Raw genomic sequence first — 20,567 nt, 5'->3', positions numbered from 1 at the left:
AATAGATAAACGGACATTAAAGGCTTTTAGCTCAAAATATTCTTTAGTTTTCTGAGAAAATATCCTGATATTAGTGGTGAAAAGCTTAAAAAAATAAGGTAAGCTTTTATTGCAGATATATCTTTAAATATAAGTATAATTACTATTAATATGCTTACACTAATGGCTCTTCCTCCATTAAGTACTATGTCTCTATTAATCATATATTCTATTCTACTATTTTCCTCTTTTGCACTGTCTATAACATTAAAAGTTGCAGAAGAAAGTTGTATCAAAAAAAATGGAAGACAAAAGGCTTCAATTATAGCATACATAAAAAGTGTACTATATTTTATATTTATAATTAATGGCCAAACGGCTAAAAAGGAACCTATAATTCCAATTAATATTGCAAGTCTTCTATGTGGTGGTTTGATTATTTTTTGTACAAGCACGTAGGAAAAAGATGTTATAAGCGAGGCAACTAGTGCAAATATTCCTAAGGTAAGTTCTCTTTTAAATACTTCAATTGCCAGTATATTTATGAGAAACATCATTACCGAATCCCTAAGACCCCGAAAAAATGTTGACTTTCTAATGATCCTCCAATTTTCATTATTACCGCCAAAGGCTCTTTTATAATCAAGTTTATCAGAATAATCATTACATTTAAAAACTGCGCTGATTAATACCAATAAAATAAATATAACGCAGGTAATTGTAAAAACTATTCTATATCCTGCAAGTCCTTTAAATCCATTAATTATAACTGCAGCAGTTATAGGTCCGATGATGGCTGCAAGTCCTGAAAAGCCACCATTTAATCCATTGAAAGTATCTCTGTTATTGATACTTGTAAAATCACAGCATAGAACATTAAAGGGAAGCCAATAAAAACCAGCTGCCATGCCAGAAATAATTCCAAGAGAGTATATATAAATAGTACCTTTATTTCCTATATACAATATGAGAGCAAAAAAAAGTGCGTAAATTAGCAGACCCAATCTTAAAGACCAAATTCCATTTTTCTTTTTTGATAGTATACCTGCAAAGACAAAAGTTATGGGGGTAGTTAAATTAATTATTAAATTGTAAAGAGCAATTACAATCAAATTATTTGTCTCTCTCCAAAAAAATACATTTATAAAAATACTGGATAATCCCATGGAAAAGGCAAATAATGAACTTGTCACAAGTAGAACCTTGGCATTTCTACACATAAGCAATTCTCCTAACTATCTTAATAAATATATTATGTGCATTATTGTTCTGCAAATACAAAGAATTAGAAATCTCATCCGTTAATTTAACTATAGAGGTATTAATATAATAAAAATTAGTGCCGCGGCTACTACATTTATGTTGTTGAATTGATATTTTCTATTTTTGTAAATAGAGTTACTTATAAAATTTTTTAGAAAATCAAGTATTATCAATAGGTTGCCAGATTGCTTGCTGAATTAAATATAAAAATTTATAAAAGTATATTGACTTATAGGGTTACTAGATCTAGAATATGACTATAGAGTCATATGACTGCATAGTCATGTCGATATCATATAAAAATAAATTTGTTCAGAACTTTAAAACAAAAGTTTGATATTCAAATTATGTACAGGGGGCAAACAAAAGTGCCAAAAGAAACTTTTTTTAATCTTAATGATGAAAAGAAAGAAAGAATATTGAGAGCAGCAATAAATGAATTTTTAGAGAAGGGATTTGAAAAAGGCAATATAGGGAATATTGCCAAAAAAGCAGAAGTTGCAAAGGGAAGTATGTATCAGTACTTTGAAAATAAGAAAGAACTTTTCCTATTTTCAATACAATGGTCTTTAGAATTTATTTATGAAAAATATAATAAATATGAGGCTGTTAAGGATAAAGATATTAATATTTTTGATTTTTCCTATGAAACCTCTAAAAACATGTGGGTACAATTGCAAGATGAAAAAGAAATGTGTATTTTTATTCAGAATGTATTCTTTGGAAAATATGGCGGTATAACAGATGAATCTATATCCAATATGATGAAAATTTCTGACAAGTATACACTTGAACTTATTAGAAAAGGAAAAGAAAATGGATCTATCAGAAAGGATATAGATGACAATATGATTTTAATTTTCATGACAGGTGTATCTATAAGATTTAAGGAAGATTTAATGAAGAGAGTTAGAAGTGAAGGCTCAGATATTATGAATAATGATTTTGAAAGCTTTGATAATGACATTAAAAGGCTACTTGAATTATTAAAAAATGGAATGGGGGCCAATTAAATGTTTATAAAAGTAGAAAATTTAAGAAAAAGCTATGTTACAGGAGAAATAACTACTGAGGTACTTAAGGGTATTAATATAGAACTGGATAAAGGCGAGATAGGAGTAATTCTTGGACCTTCAGGGTCAGGTAAATCCACTCTGATCAATGTAATAGGTGGTATAGATAGTGGTGATTCCGGTAGTGTAACTGTAGATGGTGTGGATATTACAAAGTTAAGTGATAATCAGCTTACAGATTACAGAAGAGAAAATATAGGTTTTATATTTCAATTTTATAATTTAATTTCCAATCTTACTGTAGGAGAGAATATTGAGGTGGTATCAAATATAAGTAAGAATCCACTAGACACAGATGAGGTGTTGAAGGCAGTGGGAATGCTTGAAAAAAAGCACAGATTTCCAAGGGAGTTAAGCGGAGGGGAACAGCAAAGGGTATCTATTGCAAGGGCAGTAGTAAAAAATCCAAAGCTGCTCTTATGTGATGAGCCCACAGGAGCATTAGATTTTTCTACCTCAAAGGAAATACTAAAGCTTTTGCAGCAGGTAAATAAAGATTTTGGTACAACTATACTTATGATAACTCACAATGAAGCTATAAGTAGTATGGCCAATAGAATCTACAAGGTAAAAAATGGTGGAATCGAAGAGCAAATAGTTAATGATACTGTTGTATCAGCAGAAAGAATTGAGTGGTAATGATTATTAATAAAAAGATAAAGCGAACTATGCTGGAAAATAAGTCTCAATATGTAGGTTCCTTAATGCTCATTATCATAAGCTGCTTGCTTTATACTATGTTTAATCAGCTCTCCAGCAATATGTCAACTGCCTTTTCCAATTTTCAAGAAAAATACAATCAGGAAGATGCAAGCTTTGTATCAGATAAAAAATTAGCAAATATAGAGGAATTAGAAAAGAAATTTAACATGACTATAGAAGAAACTAAAAGTATAGATTATTCGGTTTCTACAGATAAGGTTTTAAGGGTATTCAGTGAAAATTCAAAGGTGGATATACCTGCAATTATCAAGGGAGATAGTTTGAAAAATGGTGGAATTCTCATAGATCCTGCCTATGCAAAGGCTAATAATTTGAAAATTGGCGACAGCATAAGAATATATGATAGGAATTTTAATATTTCTGGATTTATGTCTTTGCCTAATTATATATATCCAATAAAGCAGGAAAGTGATTTGCTAAACGATCCTAATAATTTTGGAATAGCAGTGATTAGTAAAAATGACTTTAATAATATGAATGAAGGCAATACTTTTTATGCTATTAAGTTTAAAGGGGATAGCAGTAGTTTAGAGGATAGAATTTCTAAATTCAAAGACTATATAAGAGATGAAAATATAGTTATTTTAAAATGGACAAATACTAGTGAAAATCCAAGAATAACTTATGTTAAGGCAAAAATTGACAGTATAAATCAGATGAGCTCCTCAATGCCAATAGCTATAATCATTCTAACCTGCATATTAACAGGAGTGGTCATGGTGAGAATGCTGAAAAAAGAATCTATAATTATTGGAACCCTCTATGCACTGGGCTACAGAAAAAAGGAGATAATGAAGCATTACCTTATGTATCCATTATTTATTTCTTTATCAGGCGGAATAATTGGAACTGTACTGGGATTTATTGCTACAAGACCTATGATAGATTTTATGCTGGGATATTTTAATATGCCATTAAATACTTTAGCATTAAATAAAAAATATATTGCAATCAGTATAGCCTTACCTATAATCTTTCTTGTTATTTGTGGATATTTTATAGTAAATAAAACACTTAAGTATTCACCAGTGGATTTGATGAGAGGTGGCAAAGAGAGTAGTAAAGTTGGTTTTATTGAAAGAAATATAAGGCTTGATAAATTTAAGTTTTCTACTAAGTTTAAAATAAGGGAACAGCTTAGAAGTGTACCAAGAAGTGTCTTTCTCTTGTTGGGAGTTATTTTTGCAACTATGCTTTTGCTTCTGGGTTTTGCGTCAAAAAGCTCCATGGATTTACTGACTAAGGATACTTATGGCAATGTATATAAATATCAGTATGAGTATGTGTTTAATTCTCTCCAGCAACAAGCAAACTCTAGTGGAGAAGTTTTTTCAGTATCACCTTTTACTTTAAAGAATGACAGTAAAACAAGTTTTTCTGTATATGGAATTAACAATAATTCAAAGTTTATATACTTTAAAGACATGTCAGGAGCAAAATTAAGTACCAATGAAGTCATTATTACAAAACCTCTTGCAGATAAGCTTAAGGTTAAACCAAAGGATACTATACAAGTTGTAAACAGATTGGATTCCAGAGAATATAGTATTACTATTGATAGTATTGCTGATAGTTACGTAGGGAGCTACATTTATATGCCTATTGGGAAGTTTAATAGTATGCTTAAATTGCCAGAAGGTAGCTATATGGGATTATGGAGTGATAAAAAAATAGATATACCAGAGGGTAAACTTATAAGTTCTACTACAATTTCTGATGTAAAAAAGGCTCTTGATAACATGACAAAACCTCTTCAGTATTCCATTGGAAGTATAGCTCTTATATCCTTTGTCATAGGACTAATAGTTATATACGTAGTAACCTCTTTAATTATAGAAGAGAATAAAGGTAACATATCACTTATGAAAGTATTGGGTTATAAAAATAAGGAAGTGTACTCACTTATTTTAAATAGCTCCTCTTTTATAGTCGTATTGGGATATGTTTTAGGAGTACCATTACTTCTGGCATGTTTGAAGGTAATGTTTCAATCTGTCACGGAAGGCATGAATATGGATTTCCCAGTTACTATAGAGTATATTTATGTTGTTGTTGGATTTATAGTAATCTATCTCACTTATGAAATATCCAAAGTCTTAAGTAAAAAGAAGGTTAATAAAATTTCTATGACAGAAGCATTAAAATCTGGAAGAGAATAATTAAGGTATCTTCAAATAAATAATAAGTTAAATATATTAGTTATTTATTTGAAGGTGACCAAAATATGAATATAAGAATAGATAGCTGAATATTATTTTTAGTATGAACTTTATTTTGGAGATGATATAATTTGGAATCCAATATAATACTAGTGATAATATTAGCCATTTCAATAATAGGAAAAGCCAATTCTGTGTCAGTTGCTACAGCTATACTTTTAATTATTAAGCTTCTGAATATTGAAAAATATATTTTTCCTGCTTTAGATAAGAGTGGAGTATTTTGGGCGCTTGTGCTGCTTATAGCGGCTATACTTATCCCAATAGCAAATGGAAGCATAAGCCCCTTTAAAATTAAAGATAATCTTACTTCAGTGATAGGAATAATTGCACTTTTATTATCGTTCTTTACTACCTATTTAAGCGGCCTTGGATTAAAGTATTTAACTGTGCAAGGACATGGAGATGTAATGCCAGCACTAATTTTAGGATCAATAGCAGCAGCGGCCTTTTTAGGGGGAGTTCCTGTAGGACCTCTTATTACTACTGGTCTACTTGCATTAGTTATGAAGGTATTTCACAAAGAATAATTTAATTATTTAAAAATAAATAACAAGTAAAAATGAGTAAATATTTGTATTAGACAATGATGTAGAATTTGTGGTTATAGTTTTAATATGAACTCATATGCTTTAATATTTCAATATATCTTTGAGAAACTTCAGGATATACTGTAAGCATGGTATCTATGACATAATCTATGTTGATATCATCCACTTTTTTTAATGAAGTATTTCCAAAAACTAGAGAATCGTCATTACTTAAAGAAGCATACACTGTGTCTACAATTGGAGATTGCATAACAGAAGAATTTTCCGTACATTTTTCCGAGAAGTATAGTATATTGTCTATCACAACAAATTCCCCATAGACGTATTCTTTTTTAGAGTTATTAGAATTATCACATATACAGTCAAATTTAGTATGTTCTACATGTTTTAGATCCAACCTATTTTCATCTTCTTCCCTTGTGAGAACACATCTTACATCAAGTTCTAATAGCCTCTTTTTTATATGCTCTGAAAAGTTTTCTCCAAATTCTACTATGAATTGTTTCATTGAGATAGTCTTTTTTAATTTATAGTTTTTCTTATACATAATAACTCTCCTTTTTATTGTATTAAAAAACCAAAACCACCTTTAAAAGGTGGTAAACATTTCTTTATAAAGTATATAATAAAAAAATATTATGATTAAGCTTGTTTTTTAGGACCTACTATCATAAACATATTTCTACCTTCAAGTTGTGGAGCTTTTTCAATTACCCCTAAATCACCTATTTTAGTGATAAATATGTCTAAAACTTTATTACCCATTTGGGTATTATTATTTTGTCTACCTCTAAATCTTATAGAAACTTTAACTTTATCGCCATTTGACAAAAATTTCTTAGCATTATTAGCCTTAATATCTATATCATGCTCTTCTATTGTAGGACTAAGTCTTACTTCCTTTAAAACTACAATTTTTTGACTTTTTTTAGTCAATTTTAGTTTCTTGGATTGTTCATAAATATATTTGCTATAATCCATTATTTTACATACAGGTGGTTTCGCATTTGGAGAAACCATAACTAAATCTAAATCACTTTCTCGTGCAAGTTTAAGTGCTTCTTCTGTTTTAATTATGCGGCTATCTTCTCCAGACAATCTTATTTCTCTGCTCTTAATACCTTCATTCAAAATTAAATCTTTATTGATATATAACACCTCCAAAGTATAATGAGTATTAACCCATTATATTATAATAGCACTTAAAATTGTTTTTTACAACTGGTGTAATACTATTTTATTTTTTTTGTGAAATTAATTTTTGGATTGGGGATAACATTTGTATATTTATCTGGTGGCTAGCCATCAGATAAAATGAATTTTTACTCTGTGAGAAATTATAAATTTTTCTCCATAGATAACTGATTAAATAAAGTTTAATTAAAAATTTATTTAAATTAAACTTTATTTAAAAATACCTTAATATTTACAAACTTTATATCGAATACATATAAAGTGTTTTTTAGTGAGGTGAAAAGATGTTTCTTAAGAGATCCCTTGAAGAACGAGTAGAAAAAGCTAAGAGGAATCAAGAAGAATTAAATAAATTAATTGAAGCTTATAAACCGTTTATAGCGAGTATTTTACACAAGAAAACAGGAAAATTTTTGGAGTATGGATATGACGACGAACTTACTATTGGTATGATGGCTTTCAAGGAAGCAATTGAAGCTTATGATAAAAGCAGGGGTAAATTTTTAACTTTTGCTAAACATGTTATTATTCTTAGAAACATAGACCATTATAGAAAAAATGAAAAATTGAAAGATAAGATTTGCTTGCAAGAAATTAGTACAGGTGAAGATGATAGAGAAAGTAACGCTATGATGAGTAAAGCTATGAAAGAATATGAATATGAAAAAGAAAATGAGCTGAGAAAGTTAGAAATTTTAGAATATAAAAAAGAACTAAAAAAATGGGGTATAGAATTTTCTGAATTAGTACAAGTATCCCCAAAACAAGAAAATCTCAAAAAACTTTATAAAGATGTAGCACAACTTATTATAACCGAACCAGAAATGCTAAATAGATTGACAAGTGTAAGGAGACTGCCAATAAAGGAAATTCAGCGTAATATGCTTGTGCATAGGAAAAAGCTGGAGAGAGGAAGAATATATATTATTGCATTGGTAATAGTATTGATTGGTGATTATGAAGTGATAAAAGAATATATAAATTGAAGGTGAATATATGAATGCAATTATACTGGAGCTATTAAAAGATAAACTTATTGTATTGACAAAAGAAGGAAAATTTATAAGGATAGATAAAATTAGTGATGCTGTAGAAATTGGACAAGAGATTATAATAGATGAACAAAAAAAGTGTAAGAATCATATTTTGAAATGGGTTATTTCTATAGCGGCAGTAGTTACATTGGTAGTATTTATTTTTGGAGATTATATCGCATATTATAAGCCACAAGGATACATAAATATTAGCATAAATCCAAATGCTAATACTAATACAAACATTGTAATCGACTACAATGTTTGTGGATATTGTATAAAAATGAAAGCGTTAAATAACAATGGAAATATTATAGCTAAAAAAATAAATGGATTTGAGTATAAACCTACAAATATTGTGATTGATAATATTATTAACATTGCTGAACAGGAAAAATTTATATCAAATCAAGAAGAAAATGTGATTTTAATAACAATGATTGAATTTCATAAGAAAATTGATTATTTAGGATTAAATAATTCTGTAGGAAATTGTGTTAAAGAAAATAAAATAAATACAAGAACTATTTTTCTAACAGGAAATAAAGACGAATATGAAAAAGCAAAACAGTATAACATTTCAATGGATAAATTCCTTTTAATAAACCAGATAATAGAAAGCAATTCCATATACAAATTCACATTACAATATGGGCTTATATAACAGTTTTATTGAAATTAGAATTGCTGAGTAATTATCTTTAGAATGGCAAAAAAAGAGTTTAGCATGGAATTTCAATAAATTTCCATGCTAAATTGAGTTTATGCTACTAGAACGCTGGATTTAGCTGTTAAATACTATTTTTGAAATAGGTAGTGGATAAGAATTGGCCTAGGAATAAATTACAACTTCTTTTTCTATCTATTGATGGAACGAAGATGTTTTATTACAACATTTTGAAATATGGATTTGCCGCCAATAGAAAAAAGAGTTATTCCTTTATTATTTAAATTAGGAAAGACTTCACTTGAGTAAGTAATCTTACCATCATCAACAAATACTTCTATACTTGTTTTATCAACGAGAATTTTTAAATGAACATTCTTCTTACTTGTATCAAAGGTTGCTTTGCTTTCAATATATTTTTGACTCTTGTCTGGCTGCCCTGTAAAAGCTCTATTCACATAAGAGTATTGTCCTTCAACAAAAATACCGACATCAATATGACGACTTTTATCTGATGACTCTCGAAGCCTAAAGCCTATATTTTTGGCATCCGACCAACTTATATCCGCATCAAGTTGGTAGGCTTCGCTTTGAACCTTCAATGTTTTTGACCCAATAACTTCAATTTGTTTAAAATTATCAGTTGACGTTATTAGACTATCCAAGGTTTCAACAGGCTGTGAGATTAGACTATAGGTATTATCTGCTTGCTTTTTCAAGTTGATCTGGCGCACAATAGAATCCGTTCCATTGAAGCCATCTTGTATTGTTGGGGTATTGTTTGGATAATCCCAGTTATTCATCCAGGCTAGAGCATAACGTTTCGTAAATTTATCGGTGCTATTGCCGTTCTCAAAGGTCACCCCTGCATACCAGTCAAAGCCATAATCCAGCCATTGTGGTTCAATTTGATATGGGATAAATTCTTTTCCGTTGTAACTACCCATCCAATAGGCATAAGTATTGGGTTTGCCAGAAGATTTACCATTGGCGCTGGCACCTAGAATCCACTTATATGTTCCGTCGTTTGCCTGCATCATAAAAAGATCTGGACATTCTACAATACCTATATTTTGCGTAAAGAAACCACCTGTATAGTTCCAATTTTTCAGGTTGTAAGATTCATAAAAGCCAATTTTCGTACCTTCTGCCAGGAGCATTACCCATTTGTCGTTCTGAGAATCCCAGATGATTTTTGGATCTCTAAAATCTTTTGTACCCGGATTTGGTATAATGGGTTGGTCACCATAAGATTTAAATGTTTTTCCTTTGTCTGTACTGTACCAAAGACATTGTTCCTGCTGATTGCCACTTCCGGAAGGTTGTGTTACCATGGCCACAATGGCCCCTTCCCCAAAGCCTGCAGTATTTTTGGTGTCAACAACCACGGATCCTGACCATATATCCCCATTTTTATTTGTATATTTAGGAATAGCCACTCCCTCATCTTTCCAATGTACTAAGTCTTCTGATGTGACCTGCCGCCATTCCGTACCATTACCATTTGGATAATCATGATTATAGAGATAATAGTAATGATACTTTCCATCAAGAAATATAGGCTTTTGTGGATCATTCTTCCATTTATCAGGTGTTGTAAAATGATATATTGCCCGATAGTTTGGTTTTTCATGAATAACTGTTCTATCTATCTTCTTATTTGTATGATAGAAAAATAAGGAGATAGATGATAATATTATTAAACAGATAATTATTAAAATAGCTAATTTGTTATATTCGATCTTATGAATTTTTCTTTTTTTCAAGTTAAACACCTCCACTTTGCTCGTTTATATTCTGGCTACGGTGGGAAGAAGTATACATATTTGTTTTTTTAGATGCTTTTAATATATAAGAAGGTATAAATTTATTTATCTGATGACTACCCATTCTAATACTCTCACCTTCTTCAAGTGGGAGTAAAGAGTGGCTACGTCCTTGGATAATTCATCTAAACTTAGTGGGAATACAAACTCCCACTAAGTTTAGATGAATTGATAAAAAATGCCGATAAAGTATCGGCATTTTTATGTTCTTTAAATTAAATTTTTAGTTATTCCAGTGTAAGCTTTTTAATTTATTTATTGAACGTGTTTTTTTCTTTATCAATGGTCAATTGTCCTTGTGGAAGGATACTGTTTGGCACAACAGATGTTTTGTCTCCTTTAATGTTAAGTAAGAAGCTTGGAGCAAAACTTGAATGATGGTCAGAATATAAACCTCTGTTTGTTATATAACTTGTAATTACTACATTATTTCCTTTTTCCTGTGGTACAGCAAAGTGAGAATAAGTAAATGTAGGGTCAGCAGGGTCAAGATTCATACTTAATACAAGTCCGCTGCCATTTAACGGTTTATATGATCCGGTTAAGGAATTTGAAACGTAGCCTAACATGTATACATCCTTATCGCCTATTCCATCAATAGTCATTTTAGCACCTCTTGAATCTGTAAATAAATACCATTTGCCATTCATTTTAAATACATTAGCACGTTCGATTTCATCTGTTACTGTATTGGAAGTAATTAATGGTTTCATCACTTTTTTAAGTGTATAATCATTATTCAATTCAATAATACCTAGTGCTCCATTTGCTAATGATGCAAGTTGTTTTTTAGGTCCAATTAATAGTTTGTCTTTTTCTGTCTGGAAGAAAGTTTCACTTCCACCATAGAATGCTTTATTAAATAAGGATTCATCACCTTGGTATCCATCATCTGTTCCTGTATTAGCTTCAAAAACAAGATATTTATGACCATTATCTTCAATGTAGTGAGGATCTCTTAACGTGTGGTTATCACCAGAAAGATCAGCACCCTCATCGATAAATTGTTGAACGTTCTGATAAATTGTACCGTCTCCGCCATCAAAGATTGATTTTAGATCTTCTACGCCATCAACTTTCAACGTATTGGCATTGGCCTCAGATAAATTGATTTGAGCCGTTGTTAAGGTTTGTTTACCATAATGTCCGGAATCTGGTGCCCAGCTATCTCGATCTGTATAAAATAAGCGAACTTTTCCATCAGATGTTAAGGTTGCAGAGCCTGACCACTCTTCTGCCTGATTTTTTAGGAAAGGATCATTTGGAACGAATTTATCACTATCTTTAAATACTCTACCAGCACTTTTCCAGCTATCAATGGATGTGTCGCCTATTTTTTGATAGAATAAGTAAATATGTGTATCCCATCCTCTTTTAGGGTCTCCTGCTAAAGCAAAAACCAGATTGTATCCATGATAATTTGCTACTGTTCCATCAGCGTTTTGCAGCGGCCAGCTATCCCAAACATCTAAATTAATTAGGTTGCCAAACTCATCATAACCTTTTGCTGAAGGAATATTTTTTAATGTGGATGCATCGAATTGAGGAACTTTAAATTGTGCATTGTTTTGCTGTTCAGATATTTTTGACATATTGTAACGTGTAATATGAGAAATATCATAGGTGTTGTTATAATCAATATTGCTAGCAAGAGCCACAGATCCACCACCTGCGCCTACAAGTAAAGCTGTGGTAAAAGAAGTGCTTAAAATAATTTTCATAATTTTTGATTTGATCATTAGTTAGACCTCCTAAATATGTATTTTTTCTATTAAAATTAAGTTGAAGTAAATTTCTATTTAATTTTAGAATTATGTTTATAATAAAGTGAAATAGAAATTGCATATGATTAGCTATTGTAATAAATGGAAAGCGAACAAATACAAAATGGATACTGTGTTTGTTCGCTTTCTTAAAAATGGAGATACCAGTAATGAGTAACTGGATAATTTATCTAAACTTAGTGGAAGTATAAACCGCCACTAAGCAAGATGCATTGATAAATTTTTTGTCTGATGACTATTATTTATTAGTTGTAAGTTGTCCTTGTGGAAGGATGCTGTTTGGTACAACTGATGTTTTTGACCCTTTGATGTTAAGTAAAAAGCTTGGAGCAAAGGTAGCGTGGTGATCTGTATAGAAGCTTCTATTTGTCATGTAGCTTGTTATTACCACGGTGTTACTTTCAGGTTGAGGTACAGCAAAGTGAGAGTAAGTAAATGTAAGATCAGCAGGATCAAGATTCATGTTTAATACTAGTCCACTACCGTTTAATGGCTTGTACCCTCCAGTTAAAGAATCTGATGTGAAACCTAACATGTATACATCTTTATTGCCTATTCCATCAATAGTCATTTTAGATCCTCTTGAATCTGTGAATAAATACCATTTACCATTCATTTTAAATACATTAGCACGTTCGATTTCATCTGTTACTGTATTAGATGTAATTAATGGTTTCATCACTTTTTTCAAAGTATAATCATTATTTAATTCAATAATACCTAGTGCTCCATTTGCTAATGATGCAGTTTGTTTTTTAGGTCCAATCAATAGTTTATCTTTTTCTGTCTGGAAGAAATTTTCACTTCCGCCATAGAATGCTTTATTAAATAAGGAGTTATCACCTTGGTATCCATCATCTGTTCCTGTATTAGCTTCGAAAACAAGATATTTATGACCGTTATCTTCAACGTAGTGAGGATCTCTTAAAGTATGGTTATCACCTGAACTCCACTTACCTTCATCTATGAATTGCTGAACATTTTGATAGAGTTTACCGTCTCCGTCAAAAATAGATTTATAATCTGATACACCATCAACCTTAAGGGTATTAGAATCTGGCTGAGACATATTGATTTGAGTCGTTGTTAATGTTTGTTTACCAGCACCTGATCCTCCATCTTCTGGAGAGCCGGAGTAATCTGTGTAAAACAAACGTACTTTGCCATCTTTAGTTAAAGTGGCAGAACCTGACCACTCCTGAGTTTGATACTTAAGAATAGCATCATTTGAAGCAAATTTATCGCTATCTTTAAATACTCTACCAGCATTTTTCCAACTGTCGATAGATGTGTCGCCTATTTTTTGATAAAATAAGTAAATGTGAGTGTCATTACCGTTCTTAGGATCTCCTGCTAAAGCAAAAACAATATTGTATCCATGATAATTTGCTACTGTTCCATCAGCATTTTGTAATGGCCAGCTATCCCATACATCTAAATCTATTAAATTACCATACTTATCGTAATCTTTTGCTGATGAGATATTTTTTATAGTTGATGCATCGAATTGAGGCACCTTAAATTGTGCGTTATTTTGTTGTCCAGGTATTTTGATCATATCAGAATGAGTTATATGGGAAATTCCATAGGTGTTGTTGTAATCAAGAGTGCTGGCAAGAGCAACAGATCCACCGCCTATTCCTGTAAGTAATGCTGTAGTAAAAGAAGCACTTAGAACAAATTTCATAATTTTTGACTTAATCATTAATTTTCCCCCTAAAAAATAATTATTTTTTTCTTTTAAATCATAAATATAAGTTTTTTATTCTTATTTTTTATCTTTATATCATTCCCCTTTCTTCAATCTGTCATATACATACGCAAGGCTTTATTATTTTTTTGAGGTAAATTAAAATTTAAATTAAAATTATATTTTTTATCTTTATATATTGAAGTAAAAAAATAGAGAATAGCACAAATATGAGAAAGTCTATACCTTTTTTATAAATTTAAGGTATATTCAAATAAATAACTAATCAATATACTAGTATATTTCACTTGCCACTTATTTTCACATGCCTAATCCATAAAAAGGTATAGACTTATTTGTGTAAATCTCTATATTCACTGGATATTAAATATATATTTTATCTAAAATCCAATACTCTTACCTATTAATTGTAATCTTACTTTGTTTGTGTAAATTTTTTTAAGTTACCTTTTTGAATGATTTTTTTGTTTATCAATCGTTAGTTGTCCTTGCTCAAGGTTGCTGTTTGGCACAACAGATGTCTTGTCTCCTTTAATATTAAGTGAGAAGCTTGGAGCAAAACTTGAATGCTGATCAGAGAAGAAACCTCTGTTTGTTATATAACTTGTAATTACTACATTATTGCCTTTTTCCTGTGGTACGGCAAAATGTGAGTAAGTAAATGTAACATCAGATGGATCAAGATTCATGTTTAATACAAGGCCACTTCCATTTAAAGGTTTATATGATCCAGTTAAAGAATCTGAAGTGTAACCTAACATGTATACATCTTTATCGCCTATTCCATCAATAGTCATTTTAGCTCCTCTTGAGTCTGTAAACAAGTACCATTTACCATTCATTTTAAATACATTTGCACGTTCAATTTCATCTGTTATTGTGTTAGATGTAATTAGTGGTTTCATTACTTTTTTCAAACTATAATCATCATTTAATTCAATGATACCTAGTGCACCATTAGCTAATTCTGCCAAACCTTTTTTAGGACTTTGTAACAATTTAGTTTTTTCAGCTTCAAAGAATTGTCTAGTTCCACCATAATAGGCCCAATTGGATAAAGCATCCGCTCCTTGGTAACCAGTTTCTGTTCCAGTGTTCGCTTCAAAAACAAGGTATTTATGTCCATTATCTTCAACGTAGTGAGGATCTCTTAATGTATGATTATCAGAGTAATTTGGTGCTTCAATACCTTGTAAAACGTTTTGATAAATCTTTCCATCTCCACCATCAAATATAGATTTATAATCTTCCACTCCATCAACTTTCAATGTGCTATTATCTGGCTGAGATAAATTAACCTGAGCTGTTGTTAAAGTTTGTTTACCATAGAAATCTTTCTCTGGATTCCAGGCTTGTCTATCTGTATAAAACAATCTAACTTTTCCATCTTTAGTTAAAGTGGCAGAACCTGACCACTCTTCTGCTTGATCTTTTAGAAAAGGATCATTTGGAACAAATTTATCGCTATCTTTAAATACTCTACCCGCATGTTTCCAGCTATTAATGGATGTGTCGCCTATTTTTTGATAGAATAAGTGAATAAACGTATCACTTCCAACTTTAGGGTCTCCTGCTAAAGCAAAAACGATATTGTATCCATGATAATTTGCCACTGTTCCATCCGCATTTTGAAGCGGCCAGCTATCCCATACATCTAAATCTATTAAATTACCATTCTTATCATAACCTTTTGCTGAAGGTATGTTTTTTATTGTAGATGCGTCGAATTGAGGCACCTTAAATTTTTCATTGTTTTGTTGTCCAGGTATTTTGGACATGTCATAACGTGTAATATGAGAAATATTATCATACTTTGGTTTAAAATCTTTGCTATTGTTTTCTTTAGCAAGAGCAACAGATCCACCGCCTATTCCTACAAGTAATGCTGTAGTAAAAGAAGTACTTAAAACAAATTTCATAATTTTTGACTTAATCATTAATTACTTACCCCCCCAAATGATTATCTTTTTCAATATAAATATAAATTTTTTATTCTGATTTTTTATCTTGTATATCACCACCTTTTAAATCTAATATATACATACGTATATTTTTATTTTTGAGATATACTAAATTTTGATTAAAAATTAATTCTTATTATGGATTAAATGTTAAAAATATACATATATAACGATTGAATTTATGCTGAATATTTCTAATTTGTAAAAATAAATACATATTTTCTACAAAATACAAATAGTCATTACACGTGATGTTAACCTTTTTTACCATAATAGGAAATTAAATTTGTTTTAGAATATACATTAGCTTTACCTTGGTGATGATAATAGCATATTCTTGAATTGATTTGTATTTGTCTATTAGAAATTGGACTTACATCTAATCAATACTAAATGCCAGTTTAATTATTGTAGAATGCCAAATATAATTACCTGAGTTTCGTACGAATGAAACATTAATAATTTCAGAAAGATAGTTTCTAAAAAATAAATAGTGGATAATAGCAATCCTTAAAATATAATTTTCTTATCACAAAAAAATTAAGAGAGGCTTGTATCATCCACACGAGTAATCTTATCGTTACTCAAGATAATTGTAAAGAAGAAACTATTTCCATTTGGCTAGTTGAAGTTATGCACTTTGGCTTAAAAATGAATTTTTTCAAGCTTTTTGAGGAGTTTAAGCTTAAGTGAAGTATTGATAAAAATAAAAACCTTTTATACAATTAATGTAATAGGAGAAAATGGTAAAGGGAAAGGAATGGTAATAATTATGATAAAGCCTAAAGTATATATTGCAAAACATTTTCCAAAGGAAGTAATTCAATACATTGAAAAGTATTGTCAGTGTGAAAAATGGGAAGGGGAAGGAGAAATTTCTAGAGAAGTTCTTCTAGATAAAATTAAGGATACGAATGGAGTAATATTGACCTCAATAAAAATTGATAAAGAGTTTTTAGATAATGCGCCTAATTTAAAAGTAGTTAGCAATGTGTCTGTTGGGTATGATAATTTTGACTTAGAGGCTATGAAATCAAGAGATGTAATTGGAACAAATACTCCTAGTGTGCTGGATAACAGTGTGGCAGATTTAGTATTTGGATTAATGCTATCCTCAGCTCGTAGAATTGTGGAATGTGATAAATATGTAAGGCAGGGAAAATGGAAGTCTCAATATGATGAGAATTATTATGGAATTGATGTATATGGTAAAACATTGGGAATAATAGGCATGGGAAGAATTGGTGAAGCAATAGCTAAGAGAGCTAGATTTGGTTTTGATATGAAGGTACTTTATCACAATAGAAGTAGAAAAGTAGAAGCTGAGGAAAATTTGGGTGTAGAGCATTCAGATTTAGAAACTCTTTTAAAAGAATCTGATTTTGTAGTTTTAATGACACCATTTACAAAAGAGACCTATAGACTTATTAGTATCAATGAATTTAAATTGATGAAAGAAACAGCAATATTCATTAATGCATCCAGGGGACAGACCGTAGATGAAAAAGCATTGATTGAGGCTTTAAAAAGTGGAGGAATACGGGCAGCAGGCTTAGATGTCTATGAAAAGGAACCTGTTGATGCTAATAATGAGTTACTTACCTTAAACAATGTAGTTGTTCTTCCTCACTTGGGTTCAGCTACCTGGGAGACACGCAATAATATGGCTATGGTAAGCGCTGAAAATATGGTAAAAGTATTATTGGGAGAGACTGCTCCTAATATAGTTAAAGAACTTAAAGAATAATATAAAAATAGATAGAATTTATGGATATAATTAAGCAATATTAACAATTAGTTGGATTACTTGATAAATTCGAGATAAATTAATAAAAAGGTTTTTTATTGTATACTGAGTATATAGTAAAAAGCCTTTTTCATTTAACAATATAATATTATTAATAGCTATAGGATAATACTATAAACAGAAAGAGAATAAATACAAAACAAGCTTCTATTCAGTAAGATTCATTGATCAATGAATTTTACAAGTGGGAGTTTGTATTCACATTAAGTTTAGATGAATTATCCAGTGACTAGTCATTGAATAAAAAATAATTAAGCTCTATCAGTGAAATGCCGTATTAATTATCAATTGAAGATAGACAAAGTAAAAGTGAAAATAAATGAAAATTTATTAAAGTAAGGTGTAATTATTTTTAAAAATGTAAAAATAATTACTTAATCTTAAACGATTATCTATAATTTACCATAAATTATAGATAATTATTATTGACAAATAATCACCATAGATATAAAATATTTATAAATCAGAGTGAAACGCTCGGGATTAAAATTTTATTTAGGAGAGATTAATATGGGAGATAAACTTTTAGATATAAAAGATATTCATGTTGAAGCAGATGGAAATGAAATATTAAAAGGTCTTAATTTAACCGTCAATAAAGGTGAGGTTCATGTAATAATGGGTCCTAATGGAGCGGGAAAATCAACTTTGGTAAATGTAATAATGGGGCATCCTAAATATAAAGTTACAAGTGGAGACATAATATTTGAAAATGAAAGAATTAATGAGTTAAAAACGGATGAGAGGGCAAAAAAAGGTATATTTTTGTCATTTCAGACACCAGAAGAAGTTCCAGGAATAACAGTAGAAGGACTTTTAAGAAGTTCCAGAACTGCTATTACAGGAAAACCTATTAAGCTTATGGCTTTCAGAAAAGAGCTTGAGGAAAAATTAGAAACTTTACAATTTGATGAAAGCTATGCTTCAAGATATTTAAATGTTGGTTTTTCTGGTGGCGAGAAGAAAAAAAATGAAATAATTCAAATGATGATGATAAATCCTAAATTAGCTATACTTGATGAAACTGATTCAGGTCTTGATGTAGATGCGGTGAAAATAGTTTCAAAAGGTGTAAATAAATTTAAGAATGATGATAATGCTATACTGATAATAACTCATAACAGCAAGATATTAGAAGATTTAAAACCTGATTTCGTTCACATAGTTTTAAAGGGTAAGGTTGTTAAAACTGGAGATGCTTCCTTAATAGATGAAATAAATAATAAGGGATTTGGAGAATTTAAAGAAGTAGCTCTAGGCATCTGAAAATAAATAATAAGCTAAAGATGCATTAGTCAGTAAAAATTTAGATATCCCAATGGAAACAGAAATTTAAATGAAAATATCTTACAGGGAGGTAAGTCTCATGGAGAAGAAAAAGACTTTTATTGAAGAGTTAGACCGAGGTTTTTATGATATAAAAAATAAAGATGTATATAGTTATAAAGCTAAAAAGGGATTGACTAAAGAAATAATAATGAATATTTCTAAAGAGAAAAATGATCCTGAATGGATGACAGAGTTCAGACTTAAATCATTAGAAATATATAATAATATGGATATGCCAACTTGGGGACCATCTCTAGATGAATTGGATATGGATAATATAGTTACCTATGTTAAACCTAATACTGAAATGAAAGGCAATTGGAAGGATGTGCCTGAGGAAATAAAGGATACCTTTGAAAAATTAGGCATACCAAAGGCTGAGAGGGAGTCCCTTGCTGGAGTAGGAGCACAGTATGACTCTGAAGTGGTATACCATAGTATAAAGGAAGAATTAGTTAAACAGGGTATTGTATATACGGATATGGAAACAGCATTAAGAGAATATGAGGATATAGTTAAAGGGTATTTTATGAAATTAGTTCCAGCTAATGATCATAAGTTTGTAGCACTTCATGGTGCAGTATGGTCTGGAGGTTCTTTTGTATACGTACCAGAGGGGGTAGATGTAGAAATACCACTTCAATCTTATTTTAGACTTAATTCCCCAGGTGCAGGACAATTTGAGCATACATTAATAATAGTAGAAAAAGGTGCTAAGCTTCATTTTATTGAAGGCTGTTCAGCTCCGAAATACAATGTAACAAATTTGCATGCAGGATGTGTAGAACTTTATGTTAAAGAAGGGGCAACTTTAAGGTATTCAACTATAGAAAACTGGTCAAGAAATATGCTTAATCTTAACACTAAGAGAGCAGTCGTTGAGAAAAATGGTACTATAGAATGGGTATCCGGTTCCTTTGGCTCAAAGATATCTATGCTCTATCCTATGAGTATATTAAAGGGAGAAGGAGCTAAGGCTGAGTTTACGGGAATAACCTTTGCAGGAAAAGGACAGCATTTAGACACTGGTGCTAAGATGGTTCATGCAGCCCCATATACTTCTTCAACTATAAATACAAAATCTATATCCAAGAGTGGTGGTACTGCTATATATAGAGGTGCAGTAAAGGTATCTCCAAATGCACATCATACTAAGGCATCTGTATCCTGTGAATCTTTGATGTTAGATGATATTTCTCGTTCGGATACACTCCCAGTAATTGATATATTAAATGATGAGGTAGATATTGGGCATGAAGCAAAGATTGGAAGAATAAGTGACGAGGCTATTTTTTATCTTATGTCAAGAGGTATAAGTGAAGAAGAAGCTAAGGCAATGATTGTAAGAGGTTTTGCAGAGCCTATTGCTAAAGAATTGCCCTTGGAATATGCTGTGGAAATGAACAATCTCATAAAGCTTGAATTAGAAGGAAGCATTGGTTAGGT

General features: G+C 30.6%; 16 protein-coding genes. 9 read left to right on the top strand and 7 right to left on the bottom strand.

The genetic code is table 11. From position 1 onward, the window contains the following. Positions 1-26: 26 nt before the first annotated feature. A complete protein-coding gene (locus tag CLOPA_RS22135) occupies positions 27-1,199 on the bottom strand; it encodes an MFS transporter (protein WP_015617647.1) in 1,173 nt (390 codons plus the stop codon). 411 nt (positions 1,200-1,610) lie between these two features. On the opposite strand from CLOPA_RS22135, the gene CLOPA_RS22130 reads away from it, so the two are divergent. The 4 genes from CLOPA_RS22130 (at position 1,611) to CLOPA_RS22115 (ending at position 5,787) form a co-directional block, all read left to right on the top strand. Then, positions 1,611-2,255, top strand: coding sequence for a TetR/AcrR family transcriptional regulator (locus tag CLOPA_RS22130; protein ID WP_015617646.1), 645 nt, complete (start codon positions 1,611-1,613; stop codon positions 2,253-2,255). Further along, positions 2,256-2,954 (top strand): ABC transporter ATP-binding protein, encoded by a 699-nt coding sequence (locus CLOPA_RS22125; protein ID WP_015617645.1) that lies wholly within the window; start codon positions 2,256-2,258, stop codon positions 2,952-2,954. Further along, on the top strand, positions 2,954-5,197 hold the full coding sequence (locus CLOPA_RS22120; protein ID WP_015617644.1) for an ABC transporter permease: 2,244 nt from the start codon (positions 2,954-2,956) through the stop codon (positions 5,195-5,197). Before CLOPA_RS22125 ends, CLOPA_RS22120 begins: the two co-directional genes overlap by 1 nt. Positions 5,198-5,328: 131 nt before the next feature. Continuing rightward, entirely contained in the window at positions 5,329-5,787 is a 459-nt protein-coding gene (locus tag CLOPA_RS22115; protein WP_015617643.1) for a DUF441 domain-containing protein, read from the top strand. A gap of 82 nt (positions 5,788-5,869) precedes the next feature. Here CLOPA_RS22115 and CLOPA_RS22110 read toward each other — a convergent pair whose 3' ends face one another. Both CLOPA_RS22110 and infC read right to left on the bottom strand, forming a co-directional pair. Then, entirely contained in the window at positions 5,870-6,355 is a 486-nt protein-coding gene (locus tag CLOPA_RS22110; RefSeq protein WP_015617642.1) for a hypothetical protein, read from the bottom strand. A gap of 95 nt (positions 6,356-6,450) precedes the next feature. Continuing rightward, complete coding sequence (infC, locus tag CLOPA_RS22105; protein ID WP_015617641.1) at positions 6,451-6,966, bottom strand: translation initiation factor IF-3; 516 nt, start codon at positions 6,964-6,966, stop codon at positions 6,451-6,453. Positions 6,967-7,286: 320 nt separating this feature from the next. Between infC and sigI the strand changes: the two genes are divergently transcribed. Continuing rightward, complete coding sequence (sigI, locus tag CLOPA_RS22100; RefSeq protein WP_015617640.1) at positions 7,287-7,988, top strand: RNA polymerase sigma-I factor; 702 nt, start codon at positions 7,287-7,289, stop codon at positions 7,986-7,988. 10 nt (positions 7,989-7,998) lie between these two features. Beyond that, the gene (locus CLOPA_RS22095; protein WP_015617639.1) at positions 7,999-8,700 is read left to right on the top strand and encodes an anti-sigma factor domain-containing protein; all 702 of its coding nucleotides are present in this window, start codon (positions 7,999-8,001) and stop codon (positions 8,698-8,700) included. Between the two features lie 194 nt (positions 8,701-8,894). On the opposite strand, the gene CLOPA_RS22090 is transcribed toward CLOPA_RS22095, so the two are convergent. The 4 genes from CLOPA_RS22090 to CLOPA_RS22075 form a co-directional block, all read right to left on the bottom strand. After that, entirely contained in the window at positions 8,895-10,478 is a 1,584-nt protein-coding gene (locus CLOPA_RS22090; RefSeq protein WP_431602584.1) for a glycoside hydrolase family 32 protein, read from the bottom strand. A 302-nt stretch (positions 10,479-10,780) separates the two neighbouring features. Next, positions 10,781-12,268 carry a glycoside hydrolase family 68 protein gene (locus CLOPA_RS22085; protein ID WP_015617637.1) on the bottom strand — a complete coding sequence of 496 codons (1,488 nt, stop codon included), beginning with the start codon at positions 12,266-12,268 and terminating at the stop codon, positions 10,781-10,783. A gap of 283 nt (positions 12,269-12,551) precedes the next feature. Beyond that, positions 12,552-14,018, bottom strand: coding sequence for a glycoside hydrolase family 68 protein (locus CLOPA_RS22080; protein ID WP_015617636.1), 1,467 nt, complete (start codon positions 14,016-14,018; stop codon positions 12,552-12,554). 449 nt (positions 14,019-14,467) lie between these two features. Next, entirely contained in the window at positions 14,468-15,961 is a 1,494-nt protein-coding gene (locus CLOPA_RS22075) for a glycoside hydrolase family 68 protein (RefSeq protein WP_015617635.1), read from the bottom strand. A gap of 796 nt (positions 15,962-16,757) precedes the next feature. On the opposite strand from CLOPA_RS22075, the gene CLOPA_RS22070 reads away from it, so the two are divergent. From CLOPA_RS22070 to sufB, 3 genes are all read left to right on the top strand, one after another. Then, a complete protein-coding gene (locus tag CLOPA_RS22070; RefSeq protein ID WP_041711661.1) occupies positions 16,758-17,732 on the top strand; it encodes a 2-hydroxyacid dehydrogenase in 975 nt (324 codons plus the stop codon). 570 nt (positions 17,733-18,302) lie between these two features. Beyond that, positions 18,303-19,058, top strand: a complete 756-nt coding sequence (sufC, locus tag CLOPA_RS22065; protein WP_015617633.1) for a Fe-S cluster assembly ATPase SufC — start codon at positions 18,303-18,305, stop codon at positions 19,056-19,058. A 100-nt stretch (positions 19,059-19,158) separates the two neighbouring features. After that, positions 19,159-20,565, top strand: coding sequence for a Fe-S cluster assembly protein SufB (gene sufB / locus CLOPA_RS22060; protein ID WP_015617632.1), 1,407 nt, complete (start codon positions 19,159-19,161; stop codon positions 20,563-20,565). Positions 20,566-20,567: the final 2 nt, after the last annotated feature.

It is taken from the genome of Clostridium pasteurianum BC1, from assembly GCF_000389635.1.
GTDB classification, from domain to species: domain Bacteria; phylum Bacillota; class Clostridia; order Clostridiales; family Clostridiaceae; genus Clostridium_I; species Clostridium_I pasteurianum_A.
Note: the sequence above shows the minus strand (reverse complement) of the source record. Positions and strands in the feature narration are given on the sequence as shown.

What these genes read in the sequence shown, in the direction of transcription:
- CLOPA_RS22135 (WP_015617647.1), bottom strand. Translation starts at nt 1,199, where the DNA reads ATGTGTAGAAATGCCAAGGTTCTACTTGTGACAAGTTCATTATTTGCC.
- CLOPA_RS22125 (WP_015617645.1), top strand. Translation starts at nt 2,256, where the DNA reads ATGTTTATAAAAGTAGAAAATTTAAGAAAAAGCTATGTTACAGGAGAA.
- CLOPA_RS22120 (WP_015617644.1), top strand. Translation starts at nt 2,954, where the DNA reads ATGATTATTAATAAAAAGATAAAGCGAACTATGCTGGAAAATAAGTCT.
- CLOPA_RS22110 (WP_015617642.1), bottom strand. Translation starts at nt 6,355, where the DNA reads ATGTATAAGAAAAACTATAAATTAAAAAAGACTATCTCAATGAAACAA.
- sigI (WP_015617640.1), top strand. Translation starts at nt 7,287, where the DNA reads ATGTTTCTTAAGAGATCCCTTGAAGAACGAGTAGAAAAAGCTAAGAGG.
- CLOPA_RS22095 (WP_015617639.1), top strand. Translation starts at nt 7,999, where the DNA reads ATGAATGCAATTATACTGGAGCTATTAAAAGATAAACTTATTGTATTG.
- CLOPA_RS22085 (WP_015617637.1), bottom strand. Translation starts at nt 12,268, where the DNA reads ATGATCAAATCAAAAATTATGAAAATTATTTTAAGCACTTCTTTTACC.
- CLOPA_RS22080 (WP_015617636.1), bottom strand. Translation starts at nt 14,018, where the DNA reads ATGATTAAGTCAAAAATTATGAAATTTGTTCTAAGTGCTTCTTTTACT.
- CLOPA_RS22075 (WP_015617635.1), bottom strand. Translation starts at nt 15,961, where the DNA reads ATGATTAAGTCAAAAATTATGAAATTTGTTTTAAGTACTTCTTTTACT.
- CLOPA_RS22070 (WP_041711661.1), top strand. Translation starts at nt 16,758, where the DNA reads ATGATAAAGCCTAAAGTATATATTGCAAAACATTTTCCAAAGGAAGTA.
- sufC (WP_015617633.1), top strand. Translation starts at nt 18,303, where the DNA reads ATGGGAGATAAACTTTTAGATATAAAAGATATTCATGTTGAAGCAGAT.
- sufB (WP_015617632.1), top strand. Translation starts at nt 19,159, where the DNA reads ATGGAGAAGAAAAAGACTTTTATTGAAGAGTTAGACCGAGGTTTTTAT.